General features: G+C 48.4%; 16 protein-coding genes. 13 read left to right on the top strand and 3 right to left on the bottom strand.

Annotated features, from left to right (window positions below; genetic code table 11):
- From ACTJJJ_RS31440 to rfbD, 3 genes are all read left to right on the top strand, one after another.
- Positions 1–1,167: T9SS type A sorting domain-containing protein (locus ACTJJJ_RS31440; RefSeq protein ID WP_440703894.1), on the top strand; the 1,167-nt coding region annotated here is incomplete at its 5' end.
- A 379-nt stretch (positions 1,168–1,546) separates the two neighbouring features.
- Complete coding sequence (locus ACTJJJ_RS31445; protein ID WP_426293699.1) at positions 1,547–2,911, top strand: sugar transferase; 1,365 nt, start codon at positions 1,547–1,549, stop codon at positions 2,909–2,911.
- A 217-nt stretch (positions 2,912–3,128) separates the two neighbouring features.
- A complete protein-coding gene (gene rfbD, locus ACTJJJ_RS31450) occupies positions 3,129–3,989 on the top strand; it encodes a dTDP-4-dehydrorhamnose reductase (RefSeq protein WP_426293698.1) in 861 nt (286 codons plus the stop codon).
- 2 nt (positions 3,990–3,991) lie between these two features.
- On the opposite strand, the gene ACTJJJ_RS31455 is transcribed toward rfbD, so the two are convergent.
- Positions 3,992–5,494, bottom strand: a complete 1,503-nt coding sequence (locus tag ACTJJJ_RS31455; protein WP_426293697.1) for a capsule assembly Wzi family protein — start codon at positions 5,492–5,494, stop codon at positions 3,992–3,994.
- 266 nt (positions 5,495–5,760) lie between these two features.
- On the opposite strand from ACTJJJ_RS31455, the gene ACTJJJ_RS31460 reads away from it, so the two are divergent.
- The 6 genes from ACTJJJ_RS31460 (at position 5,761) to ACTJJJ_RS31485 (ending at position 14,765) form a co-directional block, all read left to right on the top strand.
- Positions 5,761–5,904, top strand: coding sequence for a hypothetical protein (locus tag ACTJJJ_RS31460; protein ID WP_188939426.1), 144 nt, complete (start codon positions 5,761–5,763; stop codon positions 5,902–5,904).
- Positions 5,901–7,598, top strand: a complete 1,698-nt coding sequence (locus tag ACTJJJ_RS31465; protein WP_426293696.1) for a sodium:solute symporter — start codon at positions 5,901–5,903, stop codon at positions 7,596–7,598. Before ACTJJJ_RS31460 ends, ACTJJJ_RS31465 begins: the two co-directional genes overlap by 4 nt.
- Positions 7,599–7,986: 388 nt before the next feature.
- On the top strand, positions 7,987–9,348 hold the full coding sequence (locus ACTJJJ_RS31470) for a TolC family protein (RefSeq protein WP_440703895.1): 1,362 nt from the start codon (positions 7,987–7,989) through the stop codon (positions 9,346–9,348).
- 82 nt (positions 9,349–9,430) lie between these two features.
- On the top strand, positions 9,431–10,564 hold the full coding sequence (locus ACTJJJ_RS31475; RefSeq protein WP_426293694.1) for an efflux RND transporter periplasmic adaptor subunit: 1,134 nt from the start codon (positions 9,431–9,433) through the stop codon (positions 10,562–10,564).
- Positions 10,565–10,603: 39 nt separating this feature from the next.
- Positions 10,604–13,774 (top strand): efflux RND transporter permease subunit, encoded by a 3,171-nt coding sequence (locus ACTJJJ_RS31480; protein ID WP_188939422.1) that lies wholly within the window; start codon positions 10,604–10,606, stop codon positions 13,772–13,774.
- A gap of 88 nt (positions 13,775–13,862) precedes the next feature.
- Complete coding sequence (locus ACTJJJ_RS31485; RefSeq protein ID WP_426293693.1) at positions 13,863–14,765, top strand: bestrophin family protein; 903 nt, start codon at positions 13,863–13,865, stop codon at positions 14,763–14,765.
- A 53-nt stretch (positions 14,766–14,818) separates the two neighbouring features.
- On the opposite strand, the gene ACTJJJ_RS31490 is transcribed toward ACTJJJ_RS31485, so the two are convergent.
- A complete protein-coding gene (locus ACTJJJ_RS31490; RefSeq protein ID WP_426293692.1) occupies positions 14,819–16,225 on the bottom strand; it encodes a DUF4270 family protein in 1,407 nt (468 codons plus the stop codon).
- Between the two features lie 485 nt (positions 16,226–16,710).
- On the opposite strand from ACTJJJ_RS31490, the gene ACTJJJ_RS31495 reads away from it, so the two are divergent.
- Together ACTJJJ_RS31495 and ACTJJJ_RS31500 are read left to right on the top strand one after the other, a co-directional pair.
- The gene (locus tag ACTJJJ_RS31495; protein ID WP_426293691.1) at positions 16,711–17,748 is read left to right on the top strand and encodes a Kelch repeat-containing protein; all 1,038 of its coding nucleotides are present in this window, start codon (positions 16,711–16,713) and stop codon (positions 17,746–17,748) included.
- Entirely contained in the window at positions 17,745–18,095 is a 351-nt protein-coding gene (locus ACTJJJ_RS31500; RefSeq protein WP_426293690.1) for a DUF4907 domain-containing protein, read from the top strand. The genes ACTJJJ_RS31495 and ACTJJJ_RS31500 overlap by 4 nt, the downstream gene beginning before the upstream one ends.
- Positions 18,096–18,117: 22 nt before the next feature.
- On the opposite strand, the gene ACTJJJ_RS31505 is transcribed toward ACTJJJ_RS31500, so the two are convergent.
- Entirely contained in the window at positions 18,118–19,203 is a 1,086-nt protein-coding gene (locus tag ACTJJJ_RS31505) for an endonuclease/exonuclease/phosphatase family protein (RefSeq protein ID WP_426293689.1), read from the bottom strand.
- A 167-nt stretch (positions 19,204–19,370) separates the two neighbouring features.
- Between ACTJJJ_RS31505 and rimP the strand changes: the two genes are divergently transcribed.
- Entirely contained in the window at positions 19,371–19,853 is a 483-nt protein-coding gene (gene rimP, locus ACTJJJ_RS31510) for a ribosome maturation factor RimP (protein WP_188939416.1), read from the top strand.
- 88 nt (positions 19,854–19,941) lie between these two features.
- Positions 19,942–21,183: a transcription termination factor NusA gene (gene nusA, locus ACTJJJ_RS31515; protein ID WP_188939415.1), complete on the top strand. Its 1,242-nt coding sequence runs from the start codon at positions 19,942–19,944 to the stop codon at positions 21,181–21,183.
- Positions 21,184–21,196 lie beyond the last annotated feature (13 nt).

The raw sequence follows: 21,196 nt of genomic DNA on the forward strand, positions 1-21,196 counted from the left end.
GAAAACGGTGTCGTTCGAGCTACTGGCCTGGCCAACATTTTCAGGCAGAACCTGAAAGATGGTGGTACTGGCACAGGGTATTACGGGTTCAGCATACCAATGCCCGCAGCTTTGAAGGACGCTAAACCGCACCAACTTTCTGCAAGGGTGAAAAATTCGGGTTACCTGATACCTGGTGCAGGTGCAGCCACTTCATTCAGCCTCACATGCGCATTACCAGTTGCATATGCAGGCGCATTCGAATCCATTGATTGCGGGACCATTAAAGGATGGGCGTGGGACCAAAACTACCCCAACAATGCCCTCACCGTTGAAGTGATGGAAGGAACCACCGTGCTTGCCACTGCGCTTGCAAACATGTACAGGTCCGACCTACAAAGTGCCGGGACAGGAACTGGTAATTACGGGTTCAGCATACCGCTTCCGGCCGTACTGAAAGATACGAAAGCACATCAGATCAGCATCAGGGTGAAGGGGTCGACCGTCGTGCTGTCCAATTCCCCTAAATCAATCACCTGTGCACTCCCATACCTCAATGCAGGCTCTGTAGCGATCGACTGTGGGACGGTTAAAGGCTGGGTTTGGGATAAAAATTATCCGAATGAAACACTTACCGTCGAACTGGTCGAAAACGGTGTGGTCCTAGGGTCCGGCTTAGCTAGTATCTTTCGGCAAAACCTCAAAGACGGTGGTATAGGCACAGGAAATTACGGATTCAGTTTTGCACTGCCGGCAGCCTTGAAAGATGGAAACCCACACCAGCTCTCCGCGCGGGTCAAAAACTCAGGCTACCTAATACCGGGTTCAGGCGCGGCCACCTCATTTAGCCTTACGTGCCAGGCTCCCACAGCAAGAGTAACTTCTGTCGAAGAACCCGGGTCAATAGATGTAATTCATTATGACACTTCAGTAGGTATCGCATTGCAGGTGGCGCCCAACCCATCGAGTGGACGATTCAAAGTCACCTTGAAGATCGTTGCTGGGAAACCGGCTAGCCTCAATATATTTACACGGGATGGAAGGCTGATTATGACTCGTCCAATCCTGGGTACCGGCCAGGAAATAACCGAATATATTGACCTCGATGCACAGCCAACAGGAACATATCTGGTCGTGCTCAAAAGCGACTGGGAATCGAAGACCAAACGAGTGATCGTTGTGAGGTAAAATACAACCCAAATTCGGATCTGAGTAAGTGTAAGTGTATCATAGTATGACTTGAATACTTAATTGCGCATTCTGGTCGTGAATCACACAACGGTAACCTAGCCGATGTGTTGTATTCCGATATTTGGATTTCTAAATATATCAATCGGAAATTTATGAGGTTCTGGGTGGTACATTTTCACGGATTAATAGTCTCAATAAGTCCATTTCTCGGCTTTTTCGCTTGTTTCCACACCAGAATGGTTTATTTGTCTTTTCTCATTTCAAGAACGATAGTTGCATTATTCAAGGGTTTATCGTATTGTTGTGTATCCGAATCACTGTAAAATCGTATGCGATTCATCATATTCGGAGAAAAATACTACTCAACGTTAAAATTATGAAAAACCATTATCCGGGGCTTTTACCCAAAATTCATCTGTGGGTTGACATCGGTCTTCTCAATCTGTCGTTTTTCTTAGCTTATGTATTTCGGTTTGACAGTTTTTCTGATTTATTCACAAACCAATATCTAAATCTCCTGCTGTCTGCAAACCTTGTATGGATTTTAACCATACACATTCTCAAGACTTATCAATTTTCTCGGCTTTCTTATCACTTTAATACGCAACTTGTAAAGTTTGTTAAAGCGGCTGTCATCCATGCGGCAATTATAATGGCGATTCTCTATTTAAGCAAACAAGGAGAAGAGTACAGCCGTTATCTTTTCCTGATGACTTACTGTTTGTTCATTATAATGTCTCTTCTTTCTCGTGCAGCCGCTGTGCTGTTTCTGAAACTTTACAGACAAGCTGGCTATAACTACAACCGTTTTGTTATTGTCGGGAAGGGCGATTTGGCTGCCTTGATTCGCGAATTCTACCAGGAAAGGAAAGAACTGGGTTACCGTTTCTATGGTATGTTCGAATTACCCAAGTTTGATCCTGTTCGAGAGTTAGAATCAATGGTAAAAGATAAACAGCTCGACTATGTGTATTGCTGCTTGAATGAGCTTAACGATGATCAAATCAGGGAAATTATCAAAATGGGCGAACGCCAAAGAACACAGATTCGATTGGTACCGGATTTTCGTGGTTTTATGACTAATATGGCTTCCATCGAGTACCATGACATGTATCCAATTATCCAAGTCAATACTAAACCGTTTTCAAGTCTGAACGAACAGACAGTAAAGCGCACATTCGACTTGGTGTTTTCGATTGTTGTGATGATTCTCGGCGCTCCCGTATTCTTCCTGGTGTGGGCAGCGATCAAAATTACCTCACCTGGACCTGTGTTCTTCAAACAGCAGCGTTCAGGCCGCTGGGGCGAATTGTTCTACATCTACAAGTTCCGCAGCATGCGCGTGGATGCCGACAAAATGGGTTTGCAGCATTCCAAAGGCGATGACGATCCCCGTATTACCCCAATTGGCCGTATCCTGCGTAAATCGCGCCTCGACGAGCTTCCGCAGTTTATCAATGTACTGAAAGGTGAAATGTCCGTAGTAGGGCCGCGCCCCTTATATAAATACGACGTTGACATGCTGATGGAGGCCGCTCCCCATGATTTCCAGCGCCTGCTCACCGTTAAACCGGGCATTACCTCGATCGGTCAGATTAATGTGGGCTATGCCGATACCGTGGCGAAAAACGTAGAGCGTCTGAAATACGATCTTCAATATCTTAAATCATATAGCGTTTTTGACGACGTCCAGTTGATTTTCAGAACCGTTCAAGTAATGGTTCTTGGACGCGGTCAGTAGTTTTTTCTTGCAGTATCCACAACCGAAAGTAACTCAAAAGGCGCCGATGGCGCTTTTTGAGTTACATCCCCAGCCTCTTCGGCCCGCCGATTGGTAGGCTGTCGATGTTGGCGTCGAAATAGCGAGACCACGTCCCGCAAAATAATAATCTCCAAATAACACTCCCTTCCCTGAGGCATTGTTTAACTTTGCCACCCAAGCATTATAAAAATACTCAATGAAAATAGTTGTATTAGGTGCCTCAGGGCAGTTAGGAAGCTGCCTTAAAAAGATCTCAGCTGAACGTAATCTCACCGATATTTCATTTCCTTCCGAAGAAGACGCCAATATCCTCGACAAAGACCTTCTAGACAAGTTGTTTACAGCCGAAGAGCCACAATACGTGATCAACTGCGCCGCCTACACAGCGGTAGATAAAGCCGAGGAGGACGTGGATACTTGCCGGAAAGTGAACCGGGACGGAGCTGCGTATATAGCCGAAGTTTGCAAGAAACACCAGGCAACACTCATTCACATTTCCACTGATTTTGTGTTCAAAGGGGATGTCCCCAAGCTGCTGTCAGAAACGGATGCGGCGGAACCTGAAAATATATACGGGCTGACCAAGCTTGAAGGTGAAGCTGCAATCGCAGAAATCCTGCCTGAACACTTCACCATCCGCACAAGCTGGCTATACTCCGAGTTTGGAAATAATTTTGTTAAAACAATGCTGCGCCTCGGCCGCGAGCGCGACCAGCTGGGCGTGATCGTCGATCAGGCCGGCTCACCTACGTATGCGATCGACCTGGCGAACGTGATCCTTGACATTATTGAGTCAGAAAATAACGCGTACGGGATCTATCATTACAGCAACGAGGGGGTTACTTCTTGGTACGACTTCGCCAAAGCTGTTTTTGATATTAGCAGCACTCAGGTGGCACTTAATCCGGTCAAAACATCAGAATATGTAACCAAAGCGGTACGCCCGGCCTATTCTGTGATGGATAAGACTAAAATCAAAAACACCTTTTCTATTCAAATCCCTTATTGGCGTGACAGCCTTCGAGTATGTTTGGAAAGAATTGTGGCTGGTGCTTAAACTTAAAAGGCAAAATTCTTGCGAATAGCCAGCATAAGGCCAACCGCATTATCAAAGAGCTTACCCTGATCAACCGAGACCGCTGCTCGAACATTTGACCCGCCCAGTAGACCTACCTGTTTTTCAAGCGCAATAATGCCAGAAAACTGGTAGGTCTTGGCTGGCAATGGTTGATCGTACGTGCCCTGATTACTGGAAAGTGACAGTTTAGTCGTCCATATCGCCGAGTTCAGCTTTCCTTGCATTCCCGAGTGTAGTACCCATACTCTGTTGTTGTTCGTAAAGAAGTCCGCGTACCTGGGCCAGTTATTCTCAATCTGTGGTGTAATGAAAGGTGTTCCCAGACCCCGATCGTGATAGGACCATCCGTCCCGGACCTGGCTGTTATTAAAGTAATCGTCTTTCCCGCGGATACTGTTTCCGTCGGCCGCTTCGCTTCCACCCTGACTTTTTGTATAGAGCAGCTCGATTGTTAGCCTGTCAAGACTAAAATTTTTGCCTTCATTATCCTTCATTTTGAAACTCACACCATTGAGTCCGTCCTTAATATTATTAAGGTAAAAAAGAGAGCCGTCTTCGATAAGATTTTGTCTGTAAATCATAATGTTGACTGATTTCAGATCAAGCTCCAATCCGAAATCAAGACTGGCCACGTGGTTACCGATCCGGTTGGACTCGTCAAACGAAGAAATCCCGTCTACTTTTCCTTTTGGTTTAAAGCCCGTCACCACGTACCAGTACTTATCGATCCCATTAGGCATCTGCCCATTTTTTGTAAAGTAGGGTGACTTTCCGCCCCATTGAACTGCATGGTTAAACCCGCCGTGCAGCTTTACCTTTCCGTTTGGTTTTCCCAAGCGAACATAAAGGCTCTTATTATGAAATTTCAGCTCGCTGGTCACCGGCCTCTTGCCGTCTAAAAACCCGTCTGAATAAAAGCCTTTGAAGTATAGAAAATTCCTGATCAAAGGAACGTAATTTTCGAATCCGAGTTGAATCCTTGGCACCGGTAATGCATTACCCGACCACATGTAAGCACCGGTACCAAGCTCGTGGTCGTTGAACCCGACATACTGTTTATGGCGGCCAACTGTAAGTTGAAGCTCTTTGAAAGCGATTCCGGCGTAGGCCTGAGGAAGTAAAAACTTGCTGTGTTTGTTGGCATTGCCAACCACTTCCAGCCCGTATATGTACGTCCAATGTTTCTTGGAGGCTGTGTCATTGGAAAACGGCTGCCGGCCAACTACACCTGCTCTGAGACTTCCGATTTGGCCCGTCGTAGGAACGATCCCCCATTGGTTTGCGTGAACCCAAAAAGGCGTACGCGAGACGGTTGAACCGTAACCCACCACTTCAACCCAGGCATCGGTATGCCCGACGACCGAGCTGGTGTCCTGAGCGGAAGCCGGAAATATAAAACCGGTTGTCATCAACCAGCACGAAACGATGAAGAATTTAAATAATGGGAAAGAAAAGACGCACGAGCCCTTGTAGATGGAAATCATTATGAAGTAATTAACGTTGGGTGGATTTACTACCTCAAACTTAACAATTAAATCCTAGCCTTTCTACATTTCACCATGAAAATACCCCTTGTGCAAACTGGTGAAAGCGGGTGAGTGCTTGGGGTGGTTTTGGTGTTTAGTACCCATACACCACCGTTAACGCTTCGTTAACATTTTTACATGCTAAAAGTAAATCAAAACCGTTCTACTTTTGCTTGTGGTACAATACCCGGCCCATTTCAGTACTAGACCTTTCGACCTGAACAATGATCATAAAAGAAAATAGCTCGCAGGACCGCGACGGGCTGCCCCCATTTGTCAATAGCTGGAAACAGCTGTACATTCTGCTGATCGGCATGCTCGCATTACAAGTCGTCCTCTTCTATTTATTTATGACCCGTTTTCAATGAGCACACTCGACTGGATTGTTCTTTCGTTTACCCTGCTTTTTGTAGTACTGTATGGCATCTATCGTAGCCGTGAAAAGCATACGATAGATTCGTTTCTGCTTGCAGGCCAGTCTATGCCCTGGTACCACGTGACCCTGTCGCTGATGGCCACCCAGGCCAGCGCGATCACATTTCTTTCCGCGCCCGGGCAAGCCTACACCGACGGTATGCGCTTTGTGCAGTTCTATTTCGGCCTGCCGCTGGCGATGGTGGTACTTTGCGTGACATTTGTACCCAAATTTGGCAAGCTTAAAATTTTCACAGCCTACGAATTCCTCGAAGGCCGCTTCGACCTGCGCACGCGCGCGCTCACAGCATTTTTGTTTCTTTTGCAACGCGGCTTATCGACAGGCCTTTCCATTTATGCCCCTTCGCTGATCCTTTCGGCCATTCTGGGCTGGGATATCACCTGGACCAACATTATCTCCGGTGGTGTAGTGATACTTTACACAACGCTGGGAGGCTCTCGGGCTGTTTCGCACACGCATTTGCAGCAAATGGGCATTATCACGGTAGGGATGGTGGTAGCAGGTGTGATGGTGGTAAAGTTCCTGCCCCAGCAGGTGTCATTCACCGATGCTTTGCATGTGGCTGGCAAGATGGGCAAAGTCAATCTGATCGACTTTACCTTCGATTTGAACAACAGATATAATGTATGGTCGGGGCTGATCGGCGGATTTTTCCTGCAACTCTCCTATTTCGGCACGGACCAGTCCCAAGTCGGCCGGTTTCTGACAGGAAGCTCCCAGGGGCAAAGCAAGCTCGGGCTGGCCATGAACGGGCTACTTAAAATCCCGATGCAGTTTCTGATTCTTTTGGTGGGAGTGCTCGTGTTTGCATTCTACCAGTTTACAGCCCCTCCCTTGTTTTTCAATAAGACTGCCGTTGATCATGTGCAATCCGGCCCGTATGCGGCCGAATACTTAGCGCTCGAAAAGAAGCATCAGCAGATCCAGACCGTAAAACGCCCTTATGTAATGGCGCTTACCGAAGCCATCCGCAAAGACGACAAGCAGGCGATCGCCTCCTCGCGAAGCACCCTTGCTGAGCTGGAAAACAAGGTAAAGGATGTCCGCAAAGAGGCTACCACCCTGCTATCGAAGGCCAATGGCGGTGATACCAACGATGTCAACTACATCTTTCTTCGTTTTGTGATCGATTACCTGCCAGTGGGCATGGTGGGCCTGCTTATCGCAGTGATCCTGCTGGCCTCGATGGGGTCTGTGGCGGCCGCATATAACTCACTGGCATCCTGCACGATCATCGACATTTACAAGCGAATAATCCGCAAGGACGAAAATGGCTACAACTATGTAGCGGCATCCCGCTGGGCGACCGTTTTTTGGGGCGTGTTCTGCATTGCAGTAGCGCAGTATGCTTCGCGGCTGGGAAGCATGATCGAGGCGGTGAATATTCTCGGGTCGCTGTTTTACGGAACTATCCTGGGCATATTCCTGGTGGCATTCTATTTCAAAAGTATCGGAAGCAGGGCTGTTTTCTGGGCAAGTATTATCGCCGAGGCATTCGTCATTGTCAGCTATGTGATCGAGCTGACCGCATTTTTGTGGCTCAACCTGATCGGCTGCGCGCTAGTGATCATCTTTGCCTGGCTGATCCAGAAGACCTGGCCGCAACACGAGCCAGCTACCGAATAAGGTTTAATGCGTAATTTCTACACATCCAAATAGCCACCAAACTGCTGGTTTGAGCACAATTCGCTTTAAAAGTTAAACATTTTAAAGAAAGTATGGTGCGTTGCCAATTTTTTTCAAATAAACAGGAAACTATTCCAGCTGTTTAATCCTTAATAAGTACAATCCGGCAACGGGGCAGCTTATACGCAGACCAGGTATGTCACCGATTGTTTACAAATTGTTTCAAACCCACAGGCCATGTCAATCCCGCTCAATCTTTTCTTTTCGGGGGTCCAAATCCAGTCTCTTCCGACGGACAGCTGACTCCTTTCACATTTTAAATTACAAAACCTGCTGATCATCAGGCCAAAAACACTTTATCTCTATCCAAATTCTAATTCACACGTACATGAAGTATTGGTCTAAGCCACAAAAAACGACGCGTTTGGCGCTTAGCTCGGCATTCCTCTTATTGAATTTGCTCAGTACTGCCCTGGCTCAGGGCATACAGGAAACTAACCGGGAAGCGCCGGTTTTGGAGCAGGCAACTTTACAGGATGTGGTCGCCTACGCCATCAAAAACCAGCCAGCGATCCAGCAATCGCTGATCGACGAGCAGATCACGGCCAACCAGGTCCGGGCCAAATTGGCCGACTGGTACCCGCAGATCGGCTTCAACTACAATTTGCAGCACAACTTTATTGTTCAGACCAGCATTATCGCGGGTAACCCGGTGAAGTTAGGTGTAAACAACCTTTCTGCGGCGCAGTTTACACTTTCGCAGCAGATTTTCAACCGGGATGTACTGTTGGCCAAACGAACGCGCGGCGATGTGCTTTTTGCGGCCAGCCAGAACACGGTCAACAACAAAACGGATCTGGCTGTCAATGTCTCGAAGGCATTCTACGATGTGCTGGCCACTACCCAGCAGATCAAGGTGGCCAGTGAAGACATTTTACGCCTCGAACGCAGCCTGAAAGATGCCGAAAACCAGTACAAGTCCGGTATTACCGACAAAATTGATTACAAAAGGGCCACTATTTCACTTAACAACACCCGCGCCAATAAGAAGAGCAACGAAGAAGTGTTGAAGGCCAAACTGGAATACCTGAAAACGCTGATGGGCTATCCGCTCACCAAGGCGCTGCAAATCAGTTACGATACTTTGCAAATGGAGCGCGAGATCGCCCTTGACACCCTGCAAAACGTCGATCTGAACAGCCGGATCGAGTACCAGATCCTGGCGACTCAGAAAAAACTGGCGGAAGCGAATTTAACGTATAATAAATGGAGCTATTTGCCAAACCTCGCCGTGAACGGGGCTTACAACCTCAACTTTCAGAACAACCATTTTTCGGACCTTTATAACAAGAACTATCCCAACTCGTTCGGTGTGCTCACGCTTTCGCTCCCCATTTACCAGGGCGGAAAAAGGAAGGCCAATACCAAACAGGCCGAATGGCAGCTCAAACGCCTGGACTGGGATTTGAAAGGCCTTCAAAACAATGTTAACTCGGAATACGCGGCGGCATTGGCCAACTACAAAGGCAACCTGACCAACCTGCTCGCCCAGAAAGAGAATGTTGAGCTTGCCCGTGAGGTGTATGATGTGATCCAGCTGCAATACAAATCGGGTATCAAGACTTACCTGGAAGTGGTTACTTCTGAAACCGACCTTCGTTTGGCGCGCATCAATTATTACAATGCATTGTACCTGGTGCTGGCCAGCAAGATCGACGTTCAGAAAGCGCTCGGACAGATCAATATTTAATAAACGGATCCAGCCGACCACGCTCAGGCAACTCGGCATGACCACACTTAACTTCTGCTTCAATCGAAAATATTTTGATGATATGTTTTTAAATACAATAAAATATTCCTCCGCTGCCCTGCTTGCATTGACGATCTTCTCATGCGGCAAAAAAGATCAGCAACAGGCCCCCACCGCGCCCCCGGCCGTTCAGGTAACTTTGACAGAGGTTACAACCTCGGAAGCATCCTACTACGATGAATACCCTGCGACCGTAGTTCCGTTAAACGAGGTCGAGCTTCGCCCGCAGGTTAGTGGCTTTATAACCGGCATTCATTTCAGTGATGGTGCGCGCGTACGCAAAGGCCAATTGCTTTATACGATCGATGCGCAGCTTTACGATGCAAACTACGACCAGGCTGTTGCCAGTCTGAATGTACAGGAAGCCAATCTTGCCCGCGCGCAGAAAGACGCTGACCGGTACCATGAGCTCGAAAAGAATGACGCGGTAGCAAAACAGCTCGTTGACAACGCCGACGCTGCCCTCGAAGTAGCTAAAAGGCAGGTAGACGCGGCCAAAGCATCCATTAAGGCATCCCAAACCAGCGTGCGTTATACCAAAGTGACCGCTCCTTTTGACGGTATCATTGGCATTTCATCCGTCAAAGTCGGCGCCCCTGTCTCAGCGGGTCAGACCATTTTGAATACGGTCTCAACCGACAATCAGCTTGCAGTTGATTTCAATGTCGACCAGAAGGAGATATACCGTTTCACTTCGCTGATGAAGTCTCAAAAAGCGAGCGATTCGACCTTCTCGATCAAATTCGGAAATGAGGTTTACCCCGCGCATGGAAAGATCGCATTGCTCGACCGCGCCGTCGACCCGCAAACAGGAAGCATCAAGGCTCGTCTGGTATTCCCTAACAAAGAAAACCAGCTCCGCGCAGGTATGAGCGGGTCTGTGATGGTACTCAACAATGCTGGCTCAAAATCCGTGGTGATCCCTTATAAAGCCGTAACCGAGCAGTTGGGCGAATATTTTGTGTACGTGGCAGGCGACAGCAGCAAGGTCACCCAACGCAAAGTGGTGATCGGCACGGCCATCGGCCCCAACGTTATTATTAAAGACGGGCTTAAAGAAGGCGAGAAAATCGCGGTGGAAGGTGTTCAGAACCTTCGCGAAGGAGCCGTCGTTCAGGAAGGCGCACCTGTTCAGGGCGCCCCTCAGAAAAAATAAGCAGCCGGTCCGTTTTACTATTTCATAAACCAGTACGAAATGATTGCAGATGTTTTTATAAAAAGGCCGGTCACCGCGATAGTATCCTCGGTGGTCCTGGTCCTGGTGGGGCTCATTGCCCTTACCACCCTGCCGGTGGCGCAGTATCCCGACGTTACCCCTCCTACCGTAACTGTGAGCGGTAACTTTACGGGAGCCGACGCTCAAACCGTCGAGCAGACCACGACAACCCCCATTGAAACGCAGATCAACGGTGTACCCGGCATGACATATATGTCGAGTAACAGTACCAGCAGCGGGCAAAGCAGTATCAACGTCACATTCGACGTCGGTACGGATGTTAACATTGCTGCGCTCGACGTACAAAACCGCGTGAGTGTGGCCGAGCCCACCCTTCCTGACGCGGTTAAGCGCCTTGGTCTGACAGTGCGTAAGCGCCAGCCGAGCATTATGATCGCATTGGCCCTTTATTCGCCCAACGGATCCCATGATGCGCAGTTTATCGGTAACTATGCCAACATTTACCTCAAAGACGCCCTTCAACGCGTGAAAGGTGTGGGTGATATCGTCTCGCGTGCCGATGACTTCGGTATGCGTATCTGGCTGAACCCCGAGAAGCTGGCCAACCTTAAAATGACCCCGTCGGACATTTCGGCGGCATTGGCAGAGCAGAACTTGCAGGTCGCTGCCGGTACGGTCGGCGGCACGCCACAGCCGAATGCGCAGGCATTTGAATACAGCGTCTTGACCAACAGCCGCCTAAATACCAAGGAGCAGTTTGAAAATATCATCGTCCGCTCATCGCCTGACGAGGGTAGCGTGGTCTACCTGCGCGATGTGGCGCGTGTGGAGCTGGGTAAATTCGATTATGGCGTCAATGCTTTCGTGAGTGGCAAGCCTGCGGCCTTCGTGCTGATCTACCAGGCGCCAGGCGCAAACGCGCTTGACACTTACGAAGGTGTGATGAAGGCACTGACGGAAATGAAGAAAACCTTCCCAAAAGACATCGATTATGTGATCCCGGTTGAAACAGCGTCGGTCGTGAAAGTCTCAATCGAGGAAGTACTTCACACATTTGGCGAGGCAATGATCCTTGTCGTCCTTGTTGTGTTTTTGTTTTTGCAAAACTGGCGTGCGACCCTGATCCCGATCCTTGCAATCCCTGTTTCTCTGATCGGTACATTCATATTCTTTATTCCATTCGGATTTACGATCAACACACTAACCCTGTTTGCATTCGTACTGGCGATTGGTATTGTGGTCGATGACGCGATTGTGGTCGTAGAAGCGGTGCAGCATTATATCGATGAGAAGAAAATGTCGCCGCGCGCTGCAACCGAGCAGGCTATGAAGGATATTTCAGGCCCGGTAATTGCGATCGCCTTGATCCTGGCAGCCGTATTCGTACCGGTTGGTTTTGTGCCGGGTATCGTAGGGCGCCTCTATCAGCAGTTTGCGATCACCATCGCGGTATCTGTACTGCTTTCTGCATTTGTCGCACTTTCGCTCACGCCAGCGCTTTGCTCGATAATGCTGCGGCCGTCCAAAGGTGCGGACGATAAAAAGAACTTGCTTGAACGGTTCTTCGATAGTTTCAACCGCTGGTTTGATAAGGTTTCGCGCTCTTACACCAGAGGCGTTTCCAAATGGATCAAAGCCACCCCGCTCGTGCTGGTAATGATGGTCTGCCTGTTTGTTGGACTGTTTTTCCTTTTCAAAAACAAACCGTCGGGCTTTATTCCAGTGGAAGATGAGGGTCGTCTTTTTGTAACCTACGAAATGCAGGAAGCCACCTCCACCACCCGAAACGTTGCGATGATCAAAGATATCATGCAGCGCGTGTCCTCTATTCCGGAAGTGAAAGTGGTGGGTGGACTCGCCGGGTTGAACGTGATCAGCTTTTCAAACAAATCCAACGTGGGTACTATGTTTGTAAGCTTGCACCCGTGGGCCGACCGGAAAGGTGCCGAGCACCATGTGCAGGCCGTGATCAAAGAGATCCAGAAACGTACCGCCGACATTAAGGAAGCCCGCGTGCTGGCAATTGCGCCTCCTGCGATCCCGGGCCTTGGGGCGACCTCCGGTTTTACCTTTCAGTTGCAGCAATCAACCAGCACCGACAATATCCAGCAATTCGAAGGAGTGGCCCGTGAGTTTTTGGGAAGGGTAAATAAACGCCCCGAAATAGCAGTAGCCTATACCTTCTTCAACGCAAGGACGCCAAGCTACCAGATCGATGTCGACCGGGAAAAAACCAAGAAGCTCGGCGTGCAGGTCAATGATGTATTTAACTCGCTGTCGACGCTTTTGGGTAGCAGTTATGTCAACGACTTCAACCTTTACGGCCGTAACTTCCGCGTAATGGTGCAAGCCGACAGCAGTTTCCGCTCCTCGCTGGATAAGATCCAGAAGTTCTATGTACGCAATAAGGCCGGCAACATGGTCCCGCTCAGCGCACTGGTTACTTCAAGAGTGGTAGAAAACCCTGCATTGATTTCCCACTACAACATTTACCGTTCAGTGGAGATCAACGGTACGCCCAAACCCGGTTTCAGTAGTGGTCAGGCCATCACAGCCCTGCGCGAGGAAGCCGCCAAACTACCCGCGGGCTACGCCTACGAGTTTTCAGGTATGAGTAGTGAAGAGATCAAAGCAGGTGACAGTACGACCACTATTTTTGCGATCTCTATCGTATTTGTGTTCCTGTTCCTGGCAGCGCTTTACGAAAGCTGGTCGATCCCGTTCTCGGTACTTTTCGCAGTACCCATCGGTGCATTCGGATCGATCCTTACGCTGACCTTCCTGCCGAATTTGTCAAATAATATTTACGCGCAGATCGGTTTGATTACATTGATCGGTCTTGCGGCCAAGAATGCGATCCTGATCGTTGAATTTGCCAAGGAGCGGGTCGATAATGGTATGGAGCTCGTCAAAGCGACATTGGAAGCGGTGCAGCTTCGTTTAAGGCCGATTATCATGACCTCGCTGGCATTCATCCTGGGGGTTCTTCCGCTGGCATTTGCAAGCGGTGCAGCAGCCGAGTCCCGCAAAACAATCGGCTGGACCGTATTTGGCGGTATGCTAGCGGCTACCTCGCTGGCGATCTTTGTGGTGCCTGTATTGTTTGTGGCCATCGAGAAGCTGGCTACAGGCAAAAAAGGCCAACAGCCGGCAAAACCGGGTAACATCGCTGACGCTCCCTCGCATTAACAGGTATTGTATTTATTTAAAAAGCGGGTCATAGGTATTACTATGGCCCGCTTTTTTTATTTTGGCACAGAACTTATTATGATCATTTATGTACGTCAAAGAGGTCTTCTCGGTCTGGCGCCTGCTCAAAGGTATTTGGGTGGGCGTCGTTGCAGTAACCGCCTACGCAACGCTGGTATTTTATCTTTTCAGCTATCAGAACTGGCACTTTCTCTCCTTCCCTATCTCGATCACCACTATTCTCGGTACGGCGCTCTCGCTGCTGCTCGGCTTCCGGACTAATTCAGCCTATGACCGCTGGTGGGAAGCGCGCAAATCCTGGGGTGAGATCGTCAACGACAGCCGCACGCTAGTCCGCCAGGCAAAGGCATTCATCGAAGCACCCGAGAAGCAGAAAGACGAGCTGGTTTCCAGCATTGCCCATTTGCAAATCGCCTGGTGTTATGCCCTGACCAATTCGCTACGCCGCACGCAGGTGCTCGTGTATGCAGACCTGCACCTGACCACCGAAGAGCACGAGTATGTAAGCGCGCAAGACAATATCCCCAACGCTATCCTGAATCTGCTCCAGTTCAAAATGGCCGCATTGCACGATTCGGGTCAAATCAAGACACTGCTCTATCAGAATATCGACAACACCTTACAAAGGTTGTGCGATGCGATGGGCAAATGCGAGCGCATCAAGAATACCGTTTTCCCTACCCAATATGCTTTTTTTGTGCACCTGGTGATATTCATTTTCACGCTGGTTCTTCCGATGGGTCTGGTGGAAAGCATCGGGCGGATCGCCATCCCGATCACATTTACGATTTCCTTCCTGTTCTTTTACGTGGAATGGATTGCTTATATCATGCAAAACCCATTTGAAAACGGTCCAAACGATATTCCGATGACTTCCATGTCGCGAAGTATCGAAATCAACCTGCTGCAACTGATAGCCGCCGATAAGATTCCAGAAAAGATCCTGCCAAAAAATGGAGTGGTCATGTAAACAAAGAAGGGGTAAGCTTTGTGGCCTACCCCTTCTTTGTGATGGTCAAAATATTATTTAGGTTTAACCTTGGTGTAGTATAGTTCAAGCTCCACCCCTTTGTCGGCATTCAGCTGATCTCCCACCACCAGGCGGTCGACGCTTTTGGCAAATTCGCTGCCGGCATCGCGAAACGTGCCGCTCGAACCGAACGGACTGCTGCGGATGATAAAGCCACCGACATCATTGGTTTCTGAAACCATTATCTCGGTGGCGAATGAGCTGATATCGAAGCGGTAATACTGCTCGTTTTTAATCAGGTCATTAAAATAGGGACTAGACACGCCACCTCCGCTACCCAGCAAAGTCACTGCCAAAGGGGCTCCGTTGCCGTCTGTATAAAACTGGTTATTTTTATCGAGCCGGTAGAGATACAGCACCGGTGGCACCCTGAGCGCATTAGTAACGGAGGCCCTCAAAGGCTTCACGCGCAGATAAGCCTTATTAATGGCTGCGTACTGGACGTATTTGAGATTGTGCAGATAAGGCAGATCGACCCGGATCATGATACCCGTTCCGGCCTGCATGAACGCCTGATTCCCCGACTGCGAGGATGGCAGCGAAAGCCGCTTGTTGGCCGGCAATTTCGCAAGCTGCGTTCCAGCTGGATCAGCTACCGTCTGATTGTAGTTTGCGGTAACTTTAAATAGGGTCGAATCCTTCTTGATCTCGCTTACCGAAGGCGTGTGGTAGTGAAGCTGTACAGAAGTACTATCTACACTCGGCCCCCATTCGAAGCCGACAATCGGGCCATTGTCCGTTGCAGCAGGCACGACGACCAGTCCCTTCACCAGATTGATCCAGTCGACACTCGAGGCAAGCTGGTTGTTTTTGGCCATTGAAAAAATCTGCTTTCCGAGCGCGTCTGAAAGTCTGATTTTCAGTTGTCCGGTGGTTCTGGGCCTTGGTACAACGGTGATTTTCCCAATCGGTGCAGGGTCATAAGGAGTAGAATTATGATTCCAGTAAGCACCTCCCTGAGGAATATCCACAATGTCTTTAAGCAGCTTGTGGACCGTCAGGTTCATCGGCTTAGTCGTATCGCCATAGCTGTAAGTATTATCGTAATTCAGCGATAAAATCAGCGAATCATATTCTGCTTCCTGGGCAAGGGATAGACCTCCGTTCAGCGTAGGCTGAAAAAAGCTCATCGTCTTTACCCTACCAAAATAAGGGTCTTTGTATGTACCCAAAAGCATCCGCGTAGCCGCGCCCGTCATTAGCGAGTCCGTTCCGATCGTTGAAAGCTTGATGGTGACAGTATCCGAATTTAGCACAGCAAAATCGTCAGGATTAGGCTGTGACAGGGATTCTATCTGATCCCCCCACTCACAGGCCGTGAGCGAGAACGCAAATCCAATAATGATCAGAAGCTTGTAGACTATTGACGACTTCCCGAAGGAATAAGACTGAAATTTCATTTATAGCAAGAACGGTAAAAGGTGCAAAAATATCAGTTGCATTCTTAAATACAACATGATTCAACGATTTAGAACAAATAAGAAAGTAAAATCCTGTTTGCAACAAAAAACGGGATGCGTACGTAAGAGTTAAACAAAGGCTTTTCAACCGTTACGTGGCAATCATCGGATTAGTGGCAAGCCGGGTAAGAAACGTAAAGAGTAAAGAGACTATTTCAAACCATTTCTGGTTGGAATGCATCCTCAGACTTACATGCATCCGCAGCCGAGCAACATTGTAACCCGATACGCGTTGAAAGTAACTGGGAGATTAAAGTTTTGGACAAAAAATTTCCGATTATTTTACTTAGCAGTATCAAGATGTTATGTTTGCAAAAAATTTAAGTTACGGGTGAGCCTGTCGTAGCGTTTAAAGACCGGCGGCCAGCCAAAACAACCAATCATTATCATTACTCATTTGTAACAATTCGTCAAACAATAATTTCATGTTTAATACCTTAAAAAAGACTTCGTTAGCCCTTCTAGTCGCTTCTACCGCGTTGGTACAGATGAGCTGTAACAAGGATGATGATGCGGAAAAACTCGGAAACTGGTTCAGAAAAGATCTGCCAAACTTCGGAGGATCGATACGGACCAATGCGGTGAGTTTTGTGATTGGTAGCGTAGGTTACATTGGTACTGGCTATACAAATGAAACAATTGCCCGGGTAAAAGACTTTTGGGCTTACAATGCCGAAAGACAAACCTGGTCACAAATAACCCCCTTCCCCGGAACCGGCCGCAATAATGCCACAGCTTTCGTGTTGAAAGGCAAAGCTTATGTGGGTGGCGGTTATGACGGCGTACTGACTGTCGACAACGGCTACAAAAAAGATTTCTTCGAATACGATCCTGCTACTAACAAATGGGATGCTATCGCCGACTTCGGAGGCGGGACCCGTCAGTTTGCAACCTCTTTCGTAGTGAACGACAGAGCTTATGTAGGCCTTGGCTTTAATGCCAGCAACTTCTTCCAGGATTTTTATGAATACAATCCTACGACCGACAAATGGACCGAAATGGCCACATTCAAAGGCGGTAAGAGAACCGGGGCGATTTCATTCACCATCGGTACTAAGGCTTATGTAGGATTCGGCGAGAGCAACGCACAAACATCTTTCAAGGATATTTATAGCTTCGACCCGGCAGGCAACGGCGGCGCAGGTAACTGGACCCGCATCGAGTTCGCCGACGGATTCGACCAGGATGCGTTCCCGGCACGTTCTTACGGCTCGGCATTCGTGATCGAGGGAAAAGCTTACATCGTTGGCGGAAAAGGCAGATCGGACGTATGGGAATACGATCCAGGCGCGAACGGCTGGGTGGAAAGAGCTCCTTTCCCAACGCAGAGAGGATTTGCTGGCGCATTCGCGATCGGTAAAATCGGTTACCTGGGAACAGGTAGCGCAAGCGGCTCAGGCGGAACAGACGACTTCTGGGGCTTCGATCCTACGCAGGCTATCAACACCGACGACGATCTGTGATCCGCAGAAACAGCAAAACCCTGATCATAGGTATACTGGCCTTGGCCGCTCTGATTTACTTCCTGTTCTTCAACGAACGGGGTGTAAATCAGGACGGCCAAGGTCTTTCCCGTTTCAAGGTTGAAACAATCAGGGGCGGGCATGGCTGGGGCTACCACATCCGTCAGGACACTACCCTGGTCATCGAGCAGAAGGTTATTCCCGGAGTGCCTGGCATAAATGGGTTTGCAACAGAGCAGGAGGCAGCAAAAACAGGTGCGCTGGTTAAGCAAAAGCTCGAGCACGGCATCTTTCCCCCGACCATTACCACACACGAGCTTGATAGCCTCGGCATTAAATACCAGTAAACAGGCTCTCAGGAGCCTGTTTTTATTTGAAGGAGTAGGTACCCATAATCGGGTAGTGATCCGAATATTTTACTTTCGAATATGTGGTGAAGTCATGCAGTAAGAGCCGCTTGTCGTCGTAAAACTGATGATCGATCCTGATAAAATACGGCAAGTGGTTAAAAGTAAAGCCAAACCCCTGCCCTTTCTCTTCAAAGCTGTTTCTGAGAGACTTCCGCAGCTTCCCATAGACATAACTGTAAGGAACTTCGTTAAAATCGCCGCATACCAGCACCGGATGGGGCGATGTATCGACCCATTCCTGTAAAAGGGTGTATTCTTCTGTCCTTTGCTGGAAACCATTTTTCATTTTCCTCAGGGTAATTCGTCCCTCGGATTCAATTCCGTCCATTTCTTTTTGCTGCACCAGTTTGCTAAGGCCCAGCGTCATCGAATATAAATGCAGGCCGATAACCCGCACCGTATCACGCCCGATTTTTATGTCTGCCTGGATCATCCCGTTCTGTGCTGCAAAAATCGTGTCGCGCGAGGCCACAATGGGATATTTAGAAAAAATTGCCAGCCCCCAATAGGCCTTCACGGATTTTCGGCCATGGAAGTAAGCGGAATGCCCGTAGCCCTTTTTCCGCAGATGGTTTCTTGTATCGAAAATGGTTTCATCTTGATCGTAATACTCAGGCATGCAAAGCACATCGGCTCCGCTATCCCCTATCCACGCCTTCATACCTGCAATCTCTTTCAGTCCATCGCCCTTCCAATATTCCAAAAACCGCTGAAATACGTGGACGTTATAGCTCATAACAGTGAATTTCTGTCTATCACCAGCATCGGTAGCTGCATCCTTGGAACCTTTGAACGCATAGGTCCTGGAAAGAAACAGACCCGCAGCGGCAAACATAACCAGCGGCAGAATGGCCTTTTTTCTTTCCACTACAAACCATACAGGCACTGAAATCAAATGAATGAGCACCACCAACGGGAAGGACATCATCATAAACCCTGCCATCCAGCCCCCCGACGGCACCCACAGTATCAGCGTGTAAATCAGCAGGGTATAACAAACAAAGCATTGATACAAAAACCACAGTAACTTCTTGATCCCCTTCATTGATTCAGAATAGCATTTTTACAAAAATAGGCAAGGGATATGGATTTGGAAGACATCTGCGAATGTTTGTAGAAATGATAAAAAAATTTTATATTTGCATCCTATTCTATTTTGATCGATTGATTGAGGGGGTCTAAAATCCCCTTTTTTATTTGTATAGCTTATACATGACCGTAAAGGAACATTTAGAAGTTTTGCTGGCCCCGCTTCTGGAAGATGGTGACTGTTTTCTGATTGACATCGTTTTCAAACCTTCCAAGGCAAGTCAGAAAGTAACCATCCTTGTCGACAGCGACGAGGGCATTACCATTCAGCAATGCACCTCAATCAGCCGCAGGCTCGCCAAGCAGCTTGAAGAGCTGGAAGTTTTCACAGACGCTTACACCCTTGAAGTTTCTTCCCCTGGCCTGGATCAGCCGTTGCTGCTGCCCCGTCAATACAGGAAAAATGTGGGCCGGAATCTCAAGATCACCTTGAAAAGCGGTGAAGTCCTGCAAGGAACCCTGACGGAGGCCAGTGACGAAAGCATTACCATTCAGCTGCCCGCCCCCAAGAAAAAGCCGAAAACACCGGTAGACGAGGCGTCGCTGGTACGGACGATCAGCCTGGATCAGGTATCCAAGGCGATGATCGAAATCTCATTTAAATAGACTCACAAGCCCGGATTCGCGTTTTCCGGTTGTGATCAATTATATAATATGTATAACTTAGTATCAGCAAATATTCTTTAACATAGCAATGGATAGCGGAATATTAATTGAATCATTCGCGGAGTTCGCAAGCTCTAAGAACATCGATCGTCCAACGATGATCAGTGTTTTAGAAGAGGTGTTTCGTACAATGATTCGCAAGAAATATGGCACCGACGATAATTTTGATGTAATTATCAACCCTGAAAGCGGTGACCTCGAAATGTGGCGCACACGTGAAATCGTCGACGACAACTCGGAGGATATCTGGGAATATAACAAAATACCACTGGCCGAAGCACGAAAAATCCAGAATGACTTTGAGGTAGGCGAAGAAGTTGCCGAGGAAGTAAAACTGGTTGAATTCGGTCGCCGCCTGGTGCAAACCGCCCGCCAGACCCTGATCCAGAAGATCAAGGATATGGAAAAAGAGATCATGTATGAGAAATACAAAGATCAGGTAGGTGAAATGATCACCGGGGAAGTCTACCAGACTTTAAGACATGAGGTGATCATCGTCGACTCGGAAGGCAACGAACTTTCGCTGCCTCGGACCGAGCAGATCTCGAAAGACCGTTTCCGCAAGGGCGAATCCGTTAAATCGGTGATCCATAAAGTGGAGATGAATAATGGCTCACCCAAGATTACGCTTTCGAGAACATCGCCGGTGTTTCTGGAAAGACTCTTCGAAGTGGAGATTCCCGAAATTTATGATGGAATCATTTCGGTCCGTAAAGTTGTTCGTGAACCAGGGGAACGTGCCAAAGTTGCCGTTGAATCATACGACGACAGGATCGACCCGGTGGGTGCATGCGTAGGTATGAAAGGCTCACGTATTCATTCCATTGTCCGTGAACTGGGTAACGAGAACATCGACGTTATCAACTACACCGACAACCTTGAATTGTTGATCAGCCGCGCGCTGAGCCCTGCGAAAGTAAGCTCGATGCAAATCGATCGCGAGGCTAAGCGGGTATCGGTTTTCCTTAAACCAGACCAGGTATCACTGGCTATCGGTAAAGGCGGACAAAATATCAAGCTGGCTGGTAAACTGGTGGGAATGGAAATTGATGTGTTCCGCGATATCGAAGAACAAAACGATGAAGATGTCGACCTGACCGAATTCTCCGATGAGATCGACGAATGGATCATCGATGAACTGCACAAAATCGGTCTTGATACAGCGAAAAGCGTATTGGCTCTTAGCAAGGAGGAGCTGGTAAGAAGGACCGACCTTGAAGAAGCGACTGTCGAGGAAGTGCTCGATATCCTGCGGAAAGAATTTGAATAATATTAACTCGTGG

Source organism: Dyadobacter sp. 22481, assembly GCF_052044875.1.
Lineage (GTDB): Bacteria > Bacteroidota > Bacteroidia > Cytophagales > Spirosomataceae > Dyadobacter > Dyadobacter endophyticus.